The sequence below is a fragment of the Mycobacterium sp. MMS18-G62 genome (genome assembly GCF_053877835.1).
Genome location: NZ_CM132662.1, coordinates 222,795 through 239,844, shown reverse-complemented (window position 1 = coordinate 239,844; position 17,050 = coordinate 222,795). Strand labels below are relative to the sequence as shown.

At 65.6% G+C, this 17,050-nt stretch carries 17 protein-coding genes; 10 read left to right on the top strand and 7 right to left on the bottom strand.

Going from position 1 to position 17,050, the window contains the following annotated elements; genetic code table 11:
• Positions 1-238: 238 nt before the first annotated feature.
• Together ACWW36_RS01135 and ACWW36_RS01130 are read left to right on the top strand one after the other, a co-directional pair.
• Entirely contained in the window at positions 239-2,818 is a 2,580-nt protein-coding gene (locus ACWW36_RS01135) for a bifunctional FO biosynthesis protein CofGH (protein ID WP_456139786.1), read from the top strand.
• A gap of 47 nt (positions 2,819-2,865) precedes the next feature.
• The gene (locus ACWW36_RS01130; RefSeq protein ID WP_456139785.1) at positions 2,866-3,327 is read left to right on the top strand and encodes a DUF2231 domain-containing protein; all 462 of its coding nucleotides are present in this window, start codon (positions 2,866-2,868) and stop codon (positions 3,325-3,327) included.
• A gap of 21 nt (positions 3,328-3,348) precedes the next feature.
• Here the strand turns inward: ACWW36_RS01130 and ACWW36_RS01125 are convergent, their stop codons facing one another.
• Complete coding sequence (locus tag ACWW36_RS01125; protein ID WP_456139784.1) at positions 3,349-3,909, bottom strand: YceI family protein; 561 nt, start codon at positions 3,907-3,909, stop codon at positions 3,349-3,351.
• A gap of 324 nt (positions 3,910-4,233) precedes the next feature.
• Here ACWW36_RS01125 and fdxA point away from each other — a divergent pair, with 324 nt between their 5' ends.
• Together fdxA and dapC are read left to right on the top strand one after the other, a co-directional pair.
• Entirely contained in the window at positions 4,234-4,560 is a 327-nt protein-coding gene (fdxA, locus tag ACWW36_RS01120) for a ferredoxin (RefSeq protein WP_353382732.1), read from the top strand.
• 29 nt (positions 4,561-4,589) lie between these two features.
• Positions 4,590-5,678 carry a succinyldiaminopimelate transaminase gene (dapC, locus tag ACWW36_RS01115; protein ID WP_456142325.1) on the top strand — a complete coding sequence of 363 codons (1,089 nt, stop codon included), beginning with the start codon at positions 4,590-4,592 and terminating at the stop codon, positions 5,676-5,678.
• Positions 5,679-5,749: 71 nt separating this feature from the next.
• On the opposite strand, the gene ACWW36_RS01110 is transcribed toward dapC, so the two are convergent.
• The gene (locus ACWW36_RS01110) at positions 5,750-7,339 is read right to left on the bottom strand and encodes a PucR family transcriptional regulator (RefSeq protein WP_456139783.1); all 1,590 of its coding nucleotides are present in this window, start codon (positions 7,337-7,339) and stop codon (positions 5,750-5,752) included.
• Positions 7,340-7,432: 93 nt separating this feature from the next.
• Between ACWW36_RS01110 and pruA the strand changes: the two genes are divergently transcribed.
• Entirely contained in the window at positions 7,433-9,061 is a 1,629-nt protein-coding gene (gene pruA, locus ACWW36_RS01105; protein WP_456139782.1) for an L-glutamate gamma-semialdehyde dehydrogenase, read from the top strand.
• Positions 9,062-10,030 (top strand): proline dehydrogenase family protein, encoded by a 969-nt coding sequence (locus ACWW36_RS01100; protein WP_456139781.1) that lies wholly within the window; start codon positions 9,062-9,064, stop codon positions 10,028-10,030.
• Here ACWW36_RS01100 and ACWW36_RS01095 read toward each other — a convergent pair.
• The 3 genes from ACWW36_RS01095 to ACWW36_RS01085 form a co-directional block, all read right to left on the bottom strand.
• Positions 10,027-10,530 (bottom strand): Rv2253 family sensor-like surface protein, encoded by a 504-nt coding sequence (locus ACWW36_RS01095; RefSeq protein ID WP_456139780.1) that lies wholly within the window; start codon positions 10,528-10,530, stop codon positions 10,027-10,029. The two genes, ACWW36_RS01100 and ACWW36_RS01095, sit on opposite strands and share 4 nt — an antisense overlap.
• Before the next feature lie 70 nt (positions 10,531-10,600).
• A complete protein-coding gene (locus tag ACWW36_RS01090; RefSeq protein WP_456139779.1) occupies positions 10,601-11,005 on the bottom strand; it encodes a YybH family protein in 405 nt (134 codons plus the stop codon).
• A 164-nt stretch (positions 11,006-11,169) separates the two neighbouring features.
• Positions 11,170-11,706, bottom strand: a complete 537-nt coding sequence (locus ACWW36_RS01085; protein ID WP_456139778.1) for a pyridoxamine 5'-phosphate oxidase family protein — start codon at positions 11,704-11,706, stop codon at positions 11,170-11,172.
• A 96-nt stretch (positions 11,707-11,802) separates the two neighbouring features.
• Here ACWW36_RS01085 and ACWW36_RS01080 point away from each other — a divergent pair, with 96 nt between their 5' ends.
• Positions 11,803-13,131 carry an MFS transporter gene (locus tag ACWW36_RS01080; protein ID WP_456139777.1) on the top strand — a complete coding sequence of 443 codons (1,329 nt, stop codon included), beginning with the start codon at positions 11,803-11,805 and terminating at the stop codon, positions 13,129-13,131.
• On the opposite strand, the gene ACWW36_RS01075 is transcribed toward ACWW36_RS01080, so the two are convergent.
• On the bottom strand, positions 13,128-13,670 hold the full coding sequence (locus ACWW36_RS01075; protein ID WP_456139776.1) for an NUDIX domain-containing protein: 543 nt from the start codon (positions 13,668-13,670) through the stop codon (positions 13,128-13,130). The two genes, ACWW36_RS01080 and ACWW36_RS01075, sit on opposite strands and share 4 nt — an antisense overlap.
• Before the next feature lie 43 nt (positions 13,671-13,713).
• Here ACWW36_RS01075 and ACWW36_RS01070 point away from each other — a divergent pair, with 43 nt between their 5' ends.
• From ACWW36_RS01070 to ACWW36_RS01060, 3 genes are read left to right on the top strand one after another with little or no spacing between them, the layout of a single operon-like run.
• A complete protein-coding gene (locus tag ACWW36_RS01070; RefSeq protein ID WP_456142324.1) occupies positions 13,714-15,111 on the top strand; it encodes an acyl-CoA synthetase in 1,398 nt (465 codons plus the stop codon).
• Positions 15,108-15,458 carry a VOC family protein gene (locus ACWW36_RS01065; RefSeq protein ID WP_456139775.1) on the top strand — a complete coding sequence of 117 codons (351 nt, stop codon included), beginning with the start codon at positions 15,108-15,110 and terminating at the stop codon, positions 15,456-15,458. The genes ACWW36_RS01070 and ACWW36_RS01065 overlap by 4 nt, the downstream gene beginning before the upstream one ends.
• A 26-nt stretch (positions 15,459-15,484) precedes the next feature.
• Positions 15,485-16,042 carry a M15 family metallopeptidase gene (locus ACWW36_RS01060; protein ID WP_456142323.1) on the top strand — a complete coding sequence of 186 codons (558 nt, stop codon included), beginning with the start codon at positions 15,485-15,487 and terminating at the stop codon, positions 16,040-16,042.
• Between the two features lie 71 nt (positions 16,043-16,113).
• Here ACWW36_RS01060 and ACWW36_RS01055 read toward each other — a convergent pair whose 3' ends face one another.
• On the bottom strand, positions 16,114-17,049 hold the full coding sequence (locus ACWW36_RS01055) for an alpha/beta fold hydrolase (RefSeq protein ID WP_456139774.1): 936 nt from the start codon (positions 17,047-17,049) through the stop codon (positions 16,114-16,116).
• Position 17,050: the final 1 nt, after the last annotated feature.

Sequence of the window (17,050 nt, the reverse complement as noted above, 5' to 3'; positions counted from 1 at the left end):
CAACCGCCAGAAGTGAACGAACAGAACGAACCATGAGAACCCCTCCCGCAGACTGCGGTCCCCCCGGCTGTGAACTTACGCGGGCGTTAAACCCGCCGTGCGACATTCACCAACACCTCGGAGGACGGGCGCGCACGGCAGCGTCGAGCCGGGACTACTGTGGCCGATATGCGAGGCGCAGTGGTTTCAGATTGTGAGACACGCGGATGATTCTCGACGACGCCGGGGTTACACGGGAGTGGCTCTGAACCCCCACCGCGGCGCCGATCTGCCCAGCCCTGCGGTGCCTCCGAAGTCCGGTGCCCCCAGCTCTGCCGCCATGCGGCGCGTGTTGCGACGGGCTCGTGACGGCGTAGCCCTCAACGTCGACGAGGCAGCGATCGCGTTGACCGCGCGCGGAGACGACCTCGCGGATCTCTGTGCGAGTGCCGCGCGCGTACGGGATGCAGGCCTGGAATCAGCGGGCCGCCGAGGGCCGAACGGTCGGTTGCCGGTGTCCTACTCGCGCAAGGTGTTCATCCCCGTCACGCATCTGTGCCGCGATACCTGCCATTACTGCACCTTCGTGACCGTGCCCGGCAAGCTGCGCGCGCAGGGCAAGGGCATGTACATGGAACCCGACGAGATTCTCGACGTCGCGCGTCGCGGCGCCGAATTGGGTTGCAAGGAAGCGTTGTTCACGCTCGGCGACCGGCCAGAGGCCCGCTGGGACGAGGCGCGCCAGTGGCTCGACGAGCGGGGCTATGACTCGACGCTGGACTACGTGCGGGCGATGGCGATCAGGGTGCTCGAGGAAACCGGTCTGCTCCCGCATCTGAACCCCGGCGTGATGTCGTGGTCGGAGCTGTCGCGGCTCAAGCCGGTGGCCCCTTCGATGGGCATGATGCTGGAGACGACATCGCGGCGCTTGTTCGAGACCAAGGGCTTGGCCCACTACGGCAGCCCGGACAAGGATCCCGAAGTACGCCTACGGGTCTTGACCGATGCGGGTCGGCTCTCGATCCCGTTCACCACGGGACTGCTTGTCGGCATCGGGGAGACGCTTGACGAGCGAGCCGAGACCATTCACGCGATTCGCCGCTCGCACAAGGAGTTCGGGCACGTTCAGGAAGTCATCGTGCAGAACTTCCGCGCCAAGGACAACACGGCGATGGCGTCGACGCCGGATGCAGGATTCGAGGATTTCCTGGCGACAGTCGCGGTCACGCGGCTGGTGATGGGTCCGAAGATGCGGATTCAAGCGCCGCCGAACCTGGTGTCGCGCAGCGAGTGTCTCGCGCTGATCGGCGCGGGCGTCGACGACTGGGGCGGTGTGTCGCCGCTGACGCCGGATCACGTCAACCCCGAGCGGCCGTGGCCGGCATTGGACGAGCTGTCGGCGGTTACTGCCGAGGCCGGCTATGACTTGGTGCAGCGGCTCACCGCGCAACCGCAGTATGTGCAGGCGGGTGCGGCGTGGATCGATCCGCGGGTGCACGGACATGTCGACGCGTTGGCCGACCCGGATACCGGCTTCGCCTTGGACATCAACCCAGTGGGCCGGCCGTGGCAGGAGCCCGACGAGGCGACCGAATCGTTGGGCCGCACCGACTTGCACGCGGCGATTGATTCCGAGGGCCGGCTGACCGAGACGCGCAGCGATTTGGGTAGCGCGTTCGGTGATTGGGAGTCGATCCGCGAAAAGGTGCACGAACTGGCGGCGCGGGCGCCGGAGCGCATCGACACCGACGTGTTGGCCGCGCTGCGTTCGGCCGAGCGGGACCCGGCCGGCTGCAGCGACGACGAGTATCTGGCGCTGGCGACCGCCGACGGGCCGGCCATGGATGCCGTTGCCGCGCTGGCAGATTCGCTGCGTCGCGACACCGTCGGCGACGACGTCACCTTCGTCGTCAACCGCAACATCAACTTCACCAACATCTGCTACACCGGCTGCCGGTTCTGCGCCTTCGCCCAGCGCAAGGGCGACGCCGATGCCTACAGCCTGTCGACCGACGAGGTTGCGGACCGCGCCTGGGAAGCCCACGTCGCGGGGGCGACGGAGGTGTGCATGCAGGGCGGCATCGATCCGGAGCTGCCGGTGACCGGCTATGCGGATCTAGTGCGGGCGGTCAAGGCGCGGGTGCCCTCGATGCACGTGCACGCGTTCTCGCCGATGGAGATCGCCAACGGAGTCACCAAGGGCGACTTGAGCATTCGCGAATGGCTGATCAGCCTGCGCGAAGCGGGACTGGACACCATCCCCGGCACCGCCGCGGAGATCCTCGACGACGAGGTGCGCTGGGTGCTCACCAAGGGCAAGCTGCCGACCTCGATGTGGATCGAGGTCGTCACCACGGCCCACGAGGTCGGGCTGCGGTCGAGCTCGACGATGATGTACGGCCACGTCGATCAGCCCCACCACTGGGTCGGGCATCTGAACGTGTTGCGCCGCATACAGGACCAGACCGGCGGCTTCACCGAATTCGTGCCGCTGCCGTTCGTGCATCAGAGCAGCCCGCTCTATCTGGCCGGCGGCGCGCGTCCGGGCCCGACCCATCGCGACAACCGCGCCGTTCATGCGTTGGCACGGATCATGCTGCACGGCAGGATCTCTCACATTCAGACCAGCTGGGTCAAGCTCGGCGTCGAGCGTACGCAGGTGATGCTCCAGGGCGGCGCCAACGACCTCGGCGGCACGCTGATGGAGGAGACGATCTCGCGGATGGCCGGTTCGGAGTTCGGTTCGGCCAAGACCGTCGAGGAACTCGTCGAGATCGCCGCGGGCATCGGCCGCCCCGCCCGTCAGCGCACGACGACGTATGCGCCGTTGGCGGCGTAGGCAAGACTTACAGCGCATTCACAGTAAGTGCCGAATAGGGTGCGTCCATGACGACAATCGCGGGATTGCCCGCGCACGCCCTATTGGTTCACGCAATCGTCGTGCTTGCGCCGCTGGTCGCGCTGCTGGCAATCCTGTGCGCATTGTGGCCTGCGGCCCGTCAACGGCTGGTGTGGCTCGTGCTTGTGCTTGCGGCAGTCAATTTCATTCTCACGCCGTTCACCACTGAAGCCGGCGAGTGGCTCTACGACCAGAGAAAACAGCCCAGCCCGATACTTCAAGAGCACGCCGAGCGCGGGGAATGGATGATCTACTTCTCGGCCGCGCTGCTGGTGGTCGCCATCGCGTTGGCCGTCCTGCACTTTCTTGAAAGCAGGTCCGACAAACGGAGAACCATCGCCACCGTCGTCGTGGCGGTCGTTGCGCTTGCGGTCGGTGTGTCGTCGATCGTCGGCGTGTACCGGATCGGGGATGCCGGCGCGCAGTCGGTGTGGGGCCGGAGCGGCTGACACCCCGGCCCCCACGCGACGTCAGGCCTGCTTGAGGGCTTCGATCTCCAGCGTGATGGTGACCTTGTCGCCGACGACGGCGCCACCGGTTTCCAGCGGCATGTCGATATCGATGCCGAAGTCCTTGCGGTTCAACACAACTGAGGCCTCGAAGCCGGCGACCTCACCGTGGCCCATGCCGGGATTCACGCCGTTGAACTCGAGATCCAGGCTGATCGGCTTGGTGATGCCCTTCAGGGTGAATTCGCCGTCGAGCACATAGGTGTCGCCATTCGCGCGCACGCCAGTCGACGTGAAGGTGGCGGTGGGGTACTTGTCGACATCGAAGAAATCGGCCGACTTGATGTGCGCGTCGCGCTGCTCGTTGTTCGTATTGATCGAGTCGACTGCGATCTCGGCCGTCACCGACGCAGCGCCGTCCTCGCCGACGACGATCGCACCGCTGAAGTTCTCGAAGTTGCCTCGCACCTTGCTCACCATCAGGTGGCGTACGGAAAACCCGATCGACGAGTGAACCGGGTCGATGGCCCAAGTGCCGGCGCCGAGCGCAGTGGTTGCGGTCGCGTCAAAGGTCGAAGTCATGTGGATCTCTTTCACCTCGGGGCGTCGGCCTTTCCAACGCCTCATCCACCAAAGCGGACTACAGTCCGGAACTATTCCCGGGGGCCGCGAACCGGTGTCGGGATGCGACAAATTCAGTAGGCGTGTGTCACTAGGCGAGCTGTATGTGCTACGTCTAGTATCAGTAACCACGCGCCACCCTTAACCGGGCGGCGCGGAAGTTAGGGCACACTGAGACAGGCGTCCAGGTATCCGCTGGGATACTTGCTGCGACTTCACAGCGCGGGCCCGACCAGATTGGCAGCCCCACTGGACAGGAGATCGAGGAGACTTGAGGAGTTCCCAGTGACGTACACGATTGCCGAACCCTGCGTCGACATCAAAGACAAGGCGTGTATCGAGGAGTGCCCTGTCGATTGCATCTACGAGGGCGCACGCATGCTGTACATCCACCCGGACGAGTGCGTCGACTGCGGCGCCTGCGAGCCGGTCTGCCCTGTCGAGGCCATCTACTACGAAGATGATGTGCCCGATCAGTGGAGCGGATACACCCAGATCAACGCCGACTTCTTCGCCGAGCTCGGCTCGCCTGGCGGCGCGTCGAAGGTGGGTCTGACCGAGAACGACCCGCAGTCGGTCAAGGACCTTCCGCCTCAAGGTGAGGACTCGTAACGGTCAGGCCTGACGTGGCTCGCCGGCGGGTGTCGGCGTCGCTTCCGGTGTTCCCCTGGGACACCCTGGCCGACGTCACCTCGCTGGCGCAGTCGCACCCCGACGGCATCGTCGACCTGTCCGTCGGCACCCCTGTCGATCCGGTGGCGCCGCTGATTCGCGAGGCGTTGGCCGCGGCCAGCGGTGCGCCCGGCTACCCGACGACGGCAGGCACTCCCGCGCTGCGGGCGTCGGCCGCGGCGGCGCTGAATCGCCGATACGGCGTCACCGGACTGGCTGACGACGCGGTGCTGCCCGTGATTGGCACCAAGGAATTGATCGCGTGGCTGCCGACACTTGTCGGGCTCGGCGCCGACGACCTCGTCGTGGTGCCCGAATTGGCGTATCCCACGTACGAAGTCGGGGCGCAGCTGGCAGGCACCCGGGTCTTGCGCGCCGACTCCCTGACGCAGCTCGGCCCGCAATCGCCGGCGCTGATCTACGTCAATTCGCCGAGTAACCCGACGGGCAAAGTGCTGGGTGTCGAACACCTGCGCAAGGTCGTTGGATGGGCGCGTGACCGCGGAGCGCTCGTGGCGTCCGACGAGTGCTATCTGGGCCTCGGCTGGGACGCGCAGCCGTACTCGGTGCTGCACCCGGACGTCTGCGATGGAGACCACACCGGGCTGCTGGCAGTGCACTCGCTGTCGAAGACGTCGTCGCTCGCCGGCTATCGCGCCGGGTTCGTCGCCGGAGATCCGGCGGTCGTGGCGGAGCTGCTCGCGGTGCGCAAGCACGCGGGCATGATGGTGCCGACGCCGATACAGGCCGCGATGGTGGCCGCGCTGGACGACGATGCGCACGAACGTGATCAGCGCGAGCGGTATGCGCGCCGACGGGCTGCGCTGTTGCCGGCGTTGCAGTCGGCAGGCCTGACGGTCGATGACTCCGAGGCTGGGTTGTATATCTGGGCGACGCGCGGCGAGCCGTGCCGGGACACCGTCGCGTGGCTGGCGCAGCGGGGAATCCTGGTCGCGCCCGGTGAGTTTTACGGTCCGCGCGGATCGCATCATGTGCGCGTCGCGTTGACGGCGACGGACGAGCGGATATCCGCTGCGGTGCAACGCCTTACGTCTTGAGAACGCGAACGTGAGGTTGTGTGCGAAGAATCGCGAAAATTTCGCACACAAGCTCACGTTCAGCGCCGCGGTCAGCCCTCGGTCGCGCGCAACCCCAGCGCGAGCACTAGCCGGTCGTTGGGGTCGTCCAGTGACGTCGACAGCAGCTTCTCGATACGGCGAATCCGATACCGCACCGTGTTCGGGTGCACGTGCAGCCGCTGTGCGACCGCCGCGATGTCGCCGAACCCGTCGAGGTACGCCTGCAGTGTGTCGGCCAGCATCGGCTCCTCGTCGCGCAACTGGCGCACCCGCGGGTCGACAAGCCGCGGCTGACCGGCCACCTGCGACACGATCTCGTCGAGCAGCACCGTCGTGCGCGCTTCGTCGAGCGTCGTGACTTGCCCGATGGCGCCGGGATGGCGTTCGGCGCTGTCGAATACACGGTCCACCTCGCCACGCGCGCCCGCGGCGCCGGCGAGCCCGCTCAGCGGCGCGGCGATCGCCGCGCGCAGCGTCAGCCCAAGTTCCCGTCGTAGCGCCGCAACGACACCGCGCACCCACGATGTCACCGACGATGCCCCACCAGTCTTGGGCAGCAGCACGTACACCCGATCGCCCGTCGACGCGATCTGGGCATCGGAACGAAATGCGCTGGCGCTCAACGCAATCACGTCGGCGGGTGCCGACGTCTTGACGCCGACGAAGCCGATCAAGGCGGCGCGGCCGTCGGCGACGATCCCGAGCTCGCGGGCGACCGCCGCGATGTCGACGTCGTCCCCAGCGAGGCCAAGTAGCTCTTGCACACGGACGGTGTGCGTTGACGGCGTGGCGGCAAGCCGCGACATGATGCGGGATGCGAGCACCGCCCCGCCTCGCAGGACGTCCTCGACATCGTCGGCCAGCGGCGCCGAACCTTGTTGCAGCCAAATCGTTCCCGCAAAACCGGGCCTGCGGCGGGCATCGGTCGATGGCAGGTGGATACCGACCGCTAAGCGCGGACGAAGACCCAACTCGGGGCGCTCCGCGACGCGCACGACGTCACCGCTGGCGCGCAACGCGTCGAAGATGCCCCATTGGCCGATCCATTCGAGATGCTCTGGCGGCCCTGCGCGGCCGAGGATGCTCAGCCGGCGCAGCTCGTCGGCCTCGTCGCTGGACGCCGAGTAGGCCAGCACATGCGAGTCGGCGTCTTCGATGCTGATCATTCCGTGCGTGCGGTCGGCGATGGACTGTGCGAGGCCGAACAGATCGGTCCCGGAGTCGTACAGCGGATCGCCGCGGTCACCGTGGTGTTCGAAGGCGTGGTTGACGAGTTTGTACAGCAGTTCCCACCGTGCCCGCGGCTCGACGGCCACCACCGCGGTGCCGAGCGCGACGGCCCGTTTGACCGCCGCGGCCGAAGGTTCCTTGACGAAGATCGCCGCCGGCACGCGGCCGGTGCCTGCAAACTGCTGCTCGAGCCACGCCACGGCTTGCGCGTCGGACACACCGAGCAGGAAGAACAGATCGGCCGAGCCCGGGCCGACCGCCAGGCCGAGCCGCACGTCGTCGGCGTCCACCAGCGCCACCGAACCGACCGGCATGTCCAATCCACGCGGCGCCTCGACCAGCGACACCATGGTGCGGTCCAGCGCAAGCAACAGCTGCCCGAGCCCCAGCCCGGCCGCTTGCACCGCCATCACGCGCTCCTTTGTCCGATTCGACTATAGATGCTGATTGGCATTGTCTGATCGGCCATGTGTTGCGCGTCGCAATGAGGGCATCCTTGCTGCATGGACGCCATCACCGACGTGCCCTTGCCGGCCAACGAGCCGATACATGACTACGCACCTGGTTCGGGTGAACGCACCCGGCTCACCGAACAGCTCAAGGCGCTGGCTGCTGACGCCATCGACCTGCCGCACGTCATCGGCGGCACCCACCGCATGGGCGGCGGCCAGCACATCGACGTCGTCCAGCCGCATCGCCACTCGGCGCGGCTGGGCACCTTCACCAACGCAGAGCACTCCGACGCGACCGCGGCGATCGAGGCGGCGATGGCCGCCAAGGCGGACTGGGAAGCCACGCCGTTCGACGAACGCGCGGCGGTGTTTCTGCGGGCCGCCGATCTGCTGGCAGGTCCGTGGCGGGAGAAGCTGGCGGCGGCGACGATGCTCGGCCAGTCCAAGTCCGCGTATCAGGCCGAGATCGACGCGCCGTGTGAGCTCGTCGACTTCTGGCGGTTCAACGTCGCGTTCGCGCGCCAGATCTTGGCGCAGCAGCCGATAAGCACCCGCGGTGTGTGGAATCGCACCGACTACCGGCCGCTCGAGGGATTCGTCTACGCGATCACGCCGTTCAACTTCACCGCGATCGCGGGCAATTTGCCGACCGCGGCTGCGCTGATGGGCAACACCGTGGTGTGGAAGCCGTCGCCGACCCAGACGTTCGCGGCGTATCTGACCATGCAGCTGCTCGAGGCCGCGGGCCTGCCGCCGGGCGTGATCAACATGCTGACCGGCGACGGCATCGCGGTTTCCGATGTGGCCCTTGCCGATCCGCGGCTGGCCGGCATCCATTTCACCGGCTCGACGGCAACCTTCCAGCATCTGTGGCGCGAGGTCGGCACCAACATCGATCGCTATCACACGTATCCGCGGCTGGTCGGGGAGACCGGCGGCAAGGACTTCGTGTTGGCGCATTCCAGCGCGCGGCCAGATGCGTTGCGCACGGCGCTGATTCGCGGTGCCTTCGACTATCAGGGTCAGAAATGCTCGGCGGCATCGCGTGCCTTCATCCCGCGCTCGGTATGGCAGAACATGGGCGACGACTTCCTCTCGGCGACCGAGGCGCTGCGCTACGGCGACGTGACCGATCTGACGAACTACGGCGGCGCGCTGATCGACGACCGCGCGTTCGCCAAGAATGTCAAGGCCATCGAGCGTGCCAAGAGCGCAGCTAATGTCACGATCGCGGTCGGCGGCGAATACGACGACAGCGAAGGCTATTTCGTCCGGCCGACGGTGCTGTTGTCCGACGATCCGACCGACGAGGCTTTCAGCACCGAGTACTTCGGGCCGATCCTGTCGGTGCATGTGTATCCCGACGAGGCCTACGACCGCATCCTCGACGTCGTGGACACCGGAGCGAAGTACGCATTGACCGGCGCCGTGATCGCCGACGATCGTGCGGCCGTGTTGAAGGCCGAGCAGCGGCTACGGCACGCCGCAGGCAACTTCTACGTCAACGACAAGCCCACCGGCGCGGTGGTGGGACAGCAGCCATTCGGCGGTTCCCGCGGTTCGGGCACCAACGACAAGGCCGGCTCGGCGCTGAACCTGTTGCGGTGGACATCGGCCCGGTCGATCAAGGAGACGTTCGTCCCGCCCACCGATCACAACTACCCGCACATGGAGTCGTAAATGTTGGACGAGCTCTTCCACCGGGTCGCGCGCCCGGCAATTCTGGCCGCGAGCCGGCGGGAGGGGTTGCGCAGGACCGCCGAGAGGCTGCCGGTGACCCGCGAGGTGGTGCACCGCTTCGTGCCGGGTGAGACAGTCGCCGATGCGATGAATTCCGTTGAGCAGTTGCGGAACTCGGGCCGCCTGGTCAGCATCGACTATCTGGGCGAGGACGTCACCGACATCGACACAGCCAACGCCACCGTCGACGCGTACCTGAAGCTGATGGATGCGTTGGGAACGCGAAGCGAAGCAACTACAGGTGTCCGCCCGCTGGAGGTATCGCTGAAGCTCTCGGCGCTCGGCCAGGCGTTGCCACGCGACGGGGAGAAGATCGCGCTCGAGAACGCCCACACGATTTGCGAGCGGGCTCAGAAACTGGGCGTGTGGGTGACCGTGGACGCCGAAGACCACACCACGACCGACTCGACGCTGTCAATCGTGCGTGACCTGCGAACCGAGTTCGGTTGGCTGGGTACGGTTTTGCAGGCGTACCTGAAGCGCACTGAGGCCGATTGCCACGAATTCGCCGCCTCGGGTGCGCGGATCCGGCTGTGCAAGGGCGCCTACGACGAGCCCTCGTCGGTGGCGTACCGCGCCGGGGACGAGGTGACCGACTCATACCTGCGCTGCCTGCGAGTACTGATGGCGGGTAGCGGCTATCCGATGGTGGCCTCGCACGATCCCGAGATCATCGAAGCGGTCCCGTCAATGGCTCGTGAGAACGCCAGGGGTGTAGACGATTTCGAATACCAGATGCTGTACGGAATTCGCGCCGCCGAACAGGCCAGGTTGGCCGACGAGGGCAATCACGTCCGCGTGTACGTTCCGTTCGGCACGCAGTGGTACGGCTACTTCGTTCGGCGGCTGGCCGAGCGTCCCGCCAACCTGACGTTCTTCTTGCGCGCGCTGGCCGAACGGCGGCACTAAGCGGGAAACGCGGCGACGGGCATGACGACGAAACCGCGACATGTCCCGCTGAGGATGTCCGTGCGCCATGTCCCTGACAGCGAACCGCCCTGGCCGGGGGCGTAGAACACCTGTGACCGTGCGGGCGCCCACTCGCTGGGTAGACCCTCGCCGACGAAGCATTGCCATTGCCAGTTGTACGCCAACACCCACCGTGAACCGTCCCAGGTGTAGCGCGTCGGCTGCGGGATGGTGGGGTTGCTCGGCGCTGGTCCGTCGATGACGGTGGCGACGCACAGACTGCTCGAGCAGTCTGTGGCCAACGTGTATTGAGCGCTGAAGTCCGATTCCGGCTGAAGCTTGGCCAAGCTGCTGCCGTTCTTCAGCGAGGCGTAGGTGACCATGGAGTACCGGCCATTCCATTGCGCACCCGCCGCCTCTGCGGTCGCTGGCGTAACGACGCAGACGGCGATAACGGAGGCGGCAGCCACCGACGCGCTACACATCCGACGGGCACACATCAACCGCAGGCTAATTGCCTAGGCCGTCAAAACAGCCCAAGGGACACCGCATGTCCTGGCTACGAACGGATTACGGATTCATATCGGTGAGGGGAAACGAGCTGTGTTCATGGGTGACGACCCACCGACCGTTGCGCTTACGCAAACCGATTGTGAGCCGCAGCCGGTTGTCCGGATTGGCTTCGAGGTCTTCCGGCTTACCGCACCGCAGCAGCGCCCACGCGAATGCCACGTCGGCGCCGGCCGTCACATCGAGCTCGACGATCTCCAACACCGCGCCTTGGCGCTGCCACTCGAAAAACTCTGGCCACGAGTCGCGGTACGCGTCGATGCCGCGCAACCCGTCGTAGGGCGGCGGTACGTCGAACATCACGATGTCCGGATCATGGTCGGCGAGCAGGGTTTGCATGTCGCCCGTGTGGGCAGCTTCCGCCCAGCGGGTGATGAGATCTCGTATCGCTTCTTCATCGCTCATTTCGGTGATGTCCCATCCGCTCGTTGGTGCCTCCGGATGACACGAGCACATAGCCTGCGCTGGCGAACAGCACTGGCATCATGGCCATCATTCCGAACGCGGCGTTCATCGTGTCACCCCTTTCAACTCGGTTCTCTTGTGTAGTTGTTCGTGTGGGTTCAGCGTTACACGGACAGTTCGAACTTCGTGGCGCCGTAGGGTTCTGTCGTGCCGAACGCGAACACCGTCGACGGCGTGATTCGGTATACGTACCACGGCGGCGGGCCCGCTGACGGCGCGCTGTACTCGGCCGTAAAGGCATCACCGTCGACCTGGGCGGGCCAGCCAAGGTCGTTGTATGCCGCTGCGACAGTGTGCAGTTCGTCGGCATCGGTGACGCGCTGAGCTGTGCCCTCGATCACCACGTCGAACGGATGGGTTGCGACGCTGACGACGCAGCGCGCATCGGCAGCGATGTTGCGCGACTTGCGGGTACCGGGGCCGGACGTGAAGTGCCAGACGCCGTCGATCTGGATGAAGCCAACGGGTGTGGCATGCGGCATGCCGTTCGGGTTGATCGTGGTCAACCACGCTGTGTGCCGGTTGGGCCCACCGGTATCGGGTGCCTGCGTGAGGTCGGAGGCGAGGATGTCGCTCACCTTCTCCCACGCGATCGGCGGTGTTCCATAGCCGTCGAGGTTGCGTTGTTGTGTGACCTTCATACCCGTGTAGACCGGGCGGGCTACCAGAACTCATCGCCTCCACCCAGGTGCCCATTCCGGCTCCTGGACCCCATCCAGCAACGCACAATGGCAGCGATGACCACGTACCTCCCCGATTCGGCCGCGGGAAAGACGACGATGACGAAAGTCACTCGCCGTCTGATCCCGTTCCTGATCCTTCTCTACTTCATCAACTACCTCGATCGCGTCAACATCAGCTTCGCCGGCCCGAACGGCATGAACCACGACCTCGGCATGAGTTCCACGATGTTCGGCTTCGCCTCGGGCATCTTCTTTCTCGGGTATGTCCTGCTGGAAGTGCCGAGCAACATCGCGCTCAACAAGTTCGGCGGCCGTCGGTGGCTCGCCCGGATCATGCTGACCTGGGGGATCATCAGCACCGCAATCGCATTCGTACCCAACGCGGAAACCCTTGTCGTCCTGAGGTTCCTGCTCGGCGTGGCAGAAGCAGGCTTCTTCCCCGGAATCATCCTGTACCTCACGTTCTGGTTCCCCGAAAGGCATCGCTCCAAGGCGATTTCGCTGTTCATGGTGGCGGTGCCGGTATCCACCGCCATCGGATCGACGTTGTCCTCGTTGATTATCGATTGGGGGCATGGAGTTCTCGGCCTCGAAGGCTGGCGCTTCATGTTCCTGGTCGAGGGTCTGCCGGCGATCATCGTCGCGTTCTTCTGCTGGTTCTACCTCACCGATCGCCCGGCCATGGCCGGCTGGCTGGAGACCGATGAAAAGCAGTGGCTGGAAACAACACTCGACCTTGAACGATCGATAGCGGAGACCGGCCAGCACTGGCCGCTCAAGAAGGCGCTGAGCCATCCGAGGATCATCGCCCTGGCGTTCATCTATTTCGGAATCACCTACGGGCTATACGCTGTTGGGTTCTTTCTCCCGACGATCGTCGCCGGCTTCCAGGAGCAGTACGGCACGCATCTGAACGTCATCGAGCGCGGCCTTGTGACGTCGATTCCCTACGCCATCGCAGCCATCGTGATGGTGCCCTGGGCGCGCCACGCTGACCGAACCGGCGAACGGGTATGGCACGTTGCGATACCAGCCATCGTCGGGGGTGTGTCGATACCGGCCGCGCTGTACATGACCGATCCCTATCTGGCGATGGTCGCCGTTACCTTGTCCACCTGCTCGGTCATGTGCGCCTTGCCGGTCTTCTGGGCGCTACCGTCCACATTCCTTACCGGAGTGGGCGCGGCGGGCGGGATCGCCCTGATCAATTCGCTTGGAAACCTCAGTGGATTCAGCGGACCCTATGTCACCGGGTGGCTGACCGATCTGACCGGAAACGCCAAGCTTGCGTTGTGGGTGGTTGGAGCGCTGTCGCTGGCGGCCGCCGCGATGGTCGTCTACCTGGGAGCCAAACCCAGGCTCGACCAGGACGCGCACGGCTAGCGAGTGACCTCGCCCAACATCATCAACGTCCACGCCGCGATCGACTGGGCATCGGTGATCTCGCCGCCGCGAATCATCCGCTCGACGTCTTCGCGCGTGAACCAGTCGCTGTGCATGTCCTGCTCCTCGTGCTCGCGCTCGTGCTCGCCCTCGGTGATTCCCGTCGCAAGAAATACGCGGCCGCGCTGGCTGCTCATCCCGGGGGCGACATCGAGCATGCCCAGCAGCTCCATCGAGGTCGCCCGCAACCCGGTCTCCTCACGCAACTCTCGATTGGCCAGTTCGATCGGGTCCGGATCCTCCTGGCCCGGCGCGGTGCCCTGCGGAAACTCCCAGCGCCGCATGCCCAGTGGATAGCGGAACTGTTCGACGAGGTGGAAGCGCTCTCCGTCGCGCGGGATCACCAGCGCATACGTGGGCTTGTCGATCACCGAGTAGATGCCCGCGCTGCCGTCGGGGCGCCGGATGTCGTCTTCACGCAGGGTCAACCAATTGTTCCGGTACACCTCACGCGACGCCACCCGATGTATCTGGTTCACGCGCCCAGTATCGCGCGGGCGCCGTATGGGTAACCTCACGATCGTGCTGTTGGCCTCGCTGAACCCGTCCGCCGTCGCCGCCGGCGCCGACATCGGCGACGCCGTCCGTATCGACGGCAATGTCCTCAGCCGCAGCGACCTCGTCGGCGCCGCGACGTCGGTGGCCGAGCGTGTCGCCGCCGCCGACCGGATCGCCGTCCTCGCCACGCCGACCGCGACGACCGTGCTGGCCGTCACCGGCGCACTGATCGCCGGTGTGCCCGTCGTCCCTGTGCCCGCCGACGTCGGCGCCGCCGAGCGCCGCCACATCCTCACCGACTCCGGCGCGCAGGCGTGGTTGGGGGAGAAGCCAGAGGACACCGACGGCTTACCGCATATTCCAGTGCGGCTGCACGCGCGCTCGTGGCACCGCTACGCCGAACCGCCGCCGGAGTCGACAGCGCTGATCATCTACACCTCGGGCACCACCGGTCCGCCCAAGGGCGTGGTGGTAAGTCGACAGGCCATCGCGGCCGACATCGACATGCTCGCCGAGGCCTGGCAATGGACGCCCGACGACACCCTGGTGCACGGCCTTCCGCTCTACCATGTGCACGGCCTGGTATTGGGACTGCTCGGATCGTTGCGCATCGGAAATCGCTTCGTGCACACCGGGAAACCGTCTCCGCCTCTGTATGCGGCGGCCGGCGGTTCGTTGTACTTCGGGGTGCCCACGGTGTGGTCACGCATCGTCGACGACGACGACGCGGCGCGGGCACTTGCCGATGCGCGCCTGCTGGTGTCCGGCAGCGCGCCGCTTCCAGTGCCGGTGTTCGACAGGCTCGCCGGACTGACCGGACATCAGCCGGTGGAACGGTACGGCAGTACCGAATCGCTGATCACGCTTAGTACGCGCGCGGACGGTGAGCGGCGGGCCGGGTGGGTCGGTCTGCCGCTGTCCGGCGTCGAGACCCGCCTCGTCGATGAACAGGGGGCTGAGGTTCCGCATGACGGGGAAACGATTGGGCGGCTACAGCTTCGGAGCCCGACGATGTTCGACGGCTATCTCAACCGGCCGGATGCCACCGCCGACGCCTTCGACGGCGACTGGTATCGCACCGGCGACGTCGCGGTCATCGACGCCGACGGGATGCACCGCATTGTCGGCCGCGAGTCGGTGGATCTGATCAAGACCGGCGGCTTCCGGGTGGGCGCCGGTGAGATCGAGGCCGTGCTTCTCGGGCACCCAGGCGTGACGGAGGTGGCCGTCGTTGGTCTGCCGGACGACGACCTCGGCCAGCGCATCGTCGCGTTCGTCGTCGGTGAAGCAGAGCCCCAGGCGTTGATCGACTTTGTCGCACAGCAGCTTTCGATCCACAAGCGACCGCGGGAGGTGCGACTGGTGGACAGTCTGCCGCGCAACGCGATGGGCAAGGTGCTCAAGAAGGAGCTGGCCGAATGAGCCTCACGTTCGAGGAGATCTGCATCGACGCGCACGATCCGCAGGCTCTCGGTGCGTGGTGGTCGAAGCTGTTGGGCTGGCGGACATATGTCGACAAGGACGGCGATGTCGTGCTCGAGGCGCCACCAGACGCCGGTCCCAACTGGTTGTTTCTCGCGGTGGCTGACGAAAAGGTGGTCAAGAACCGCATCCATTTGGACTTCCGTCCCGATGACCAGCAGGCTGAGGTGGATCGGGTGATCGCCTTGGGCGCACGCCATGTCGACGTCGGCCAGGGTGAGCAGACGTGGGTGGTGCTCGCCGACCCTGAGGGCAACGAATTCTGCATCCTCGCGTCGAAGGACTGACGGTGCGAGTCCGGTTCGCCGCGGCGATGGGTGTGGTTGCGCTCGCCGGTGGGTGCGCTACGGCGGTGCCGATAGAGCCGGTGTCGACCACCGAGTCAGTCGCGCCGGGGCCGGACGCAGAGCTTTCGATCGGCCAGGCCGCAACGGACACGTTTGGCGGGTGGATTCCCGAAGGCCAGACACTCAGCCCGTTCGACGTGTCGAATCCGGCGCTCGCCCAACTGGATCCGGCACTGCTGCGGGCGATCCAGGATGCCACCCGCAAAGCGGCCTCCGAGGGCATCGATGTCAGGATCACGTCGGGCTGGCGCTCGCCTGGCTTTCAGCAGCGGCTGTTCGATAACGCCGTCACGACGTACGGAAGCGTTGACGTCGCAAGGGAATTCGTGGCCTCGCCGGAGGTGTCCAAACACGTCCTCGGCCAAGCCGTGGACGTCGCACCGGTCGCCGCGGACCAGTGGCTGATCCGGAATGGCATCCAGTTCGGCCTGTGCCAGATCTACGCGAACGAGATCTGGCATTTCGAGCTGGCGGTCGACGATCGCGGCCACTGCCCGCCGCTGCGCCCCAATGCGGCGGGTTGAGCCGTTCCGTTCCTACGGAAATGCCATGCGAGACAGTAGGACGACGACGAGGCTTCGACGTGTCAGGCCGGTCAGGTGATAGACCACATCTCGAGCAGCGTCCTGAGAGTAGCCACCAGTGGTAGCGGTTGATCGAGCATGGGATGATGGCCGGCCTCGGCTAGCTCCACGAAGGGGCCTCTGAGCTCCAGAATGGAACGGATGAAATCGCCCATATCAGGGGGAACCAGGCCGGCCTCGCAGCGTATATAGCCCATCCGACAGGGCATTTCGGCGAGTGTACGCTCCATCGTTTCTTGCTCGGAGGGTATTTCGTCGAGCAATGGTGCATCGAAGATGGCAGGGTCGAATTTCCAGACCCAACCCCGCAGTGTCCTTCGCACGGATTCCTCGGCGATATGACGTCCGACGTAGGGCAGCACCGTCTCTTGTGATGGCACTGGCCTGAATCGACCCAGGATCTGGTCCTTTGTCTGGTATCCAGTCGACCTTTGCGTGCGATTGCGCAGTCGTGCCTGCTCGGGCGCGTGGTCGCGCAGCGGTGAATCGATAACCACAATGCTGTCGATCTGCGCACCGTGGAGTTGCGCCGCCAGTGCAGTGATCCACCCGCCCATGCTGTGACCGACAATTGACGGCCGGGCCGATGGTCCCGCGGCCGTTGCGGCAGTAAGGATTTCGCGCGCCCAGGTGTCCAGGCGATACGTCGCGCGGGTACCGCTGTCACCATGTCCGCTCAGATCCGGCGCGATGACTCGGTGGGTGTGCGAGAAGAACGGTGCGATGTGATCCCACCATCCAGAGTGCGCTGCTCCTCCATGAACGAGCACCAGTGGACTTTGTTCTCGGCGTCCCCACGCGCGCAGGTGTATACGGCAGCCATCGACGTCGATATCCATATGCTCAGGCCTGTTGCTGAGCGCGGTGGTGAACCACGACGGCACCGTTGGGGGCGCCGTCTGCCGCGATAGTCTCGTCCTCACTGGCTCTGAAACTAGCAGTGTCATC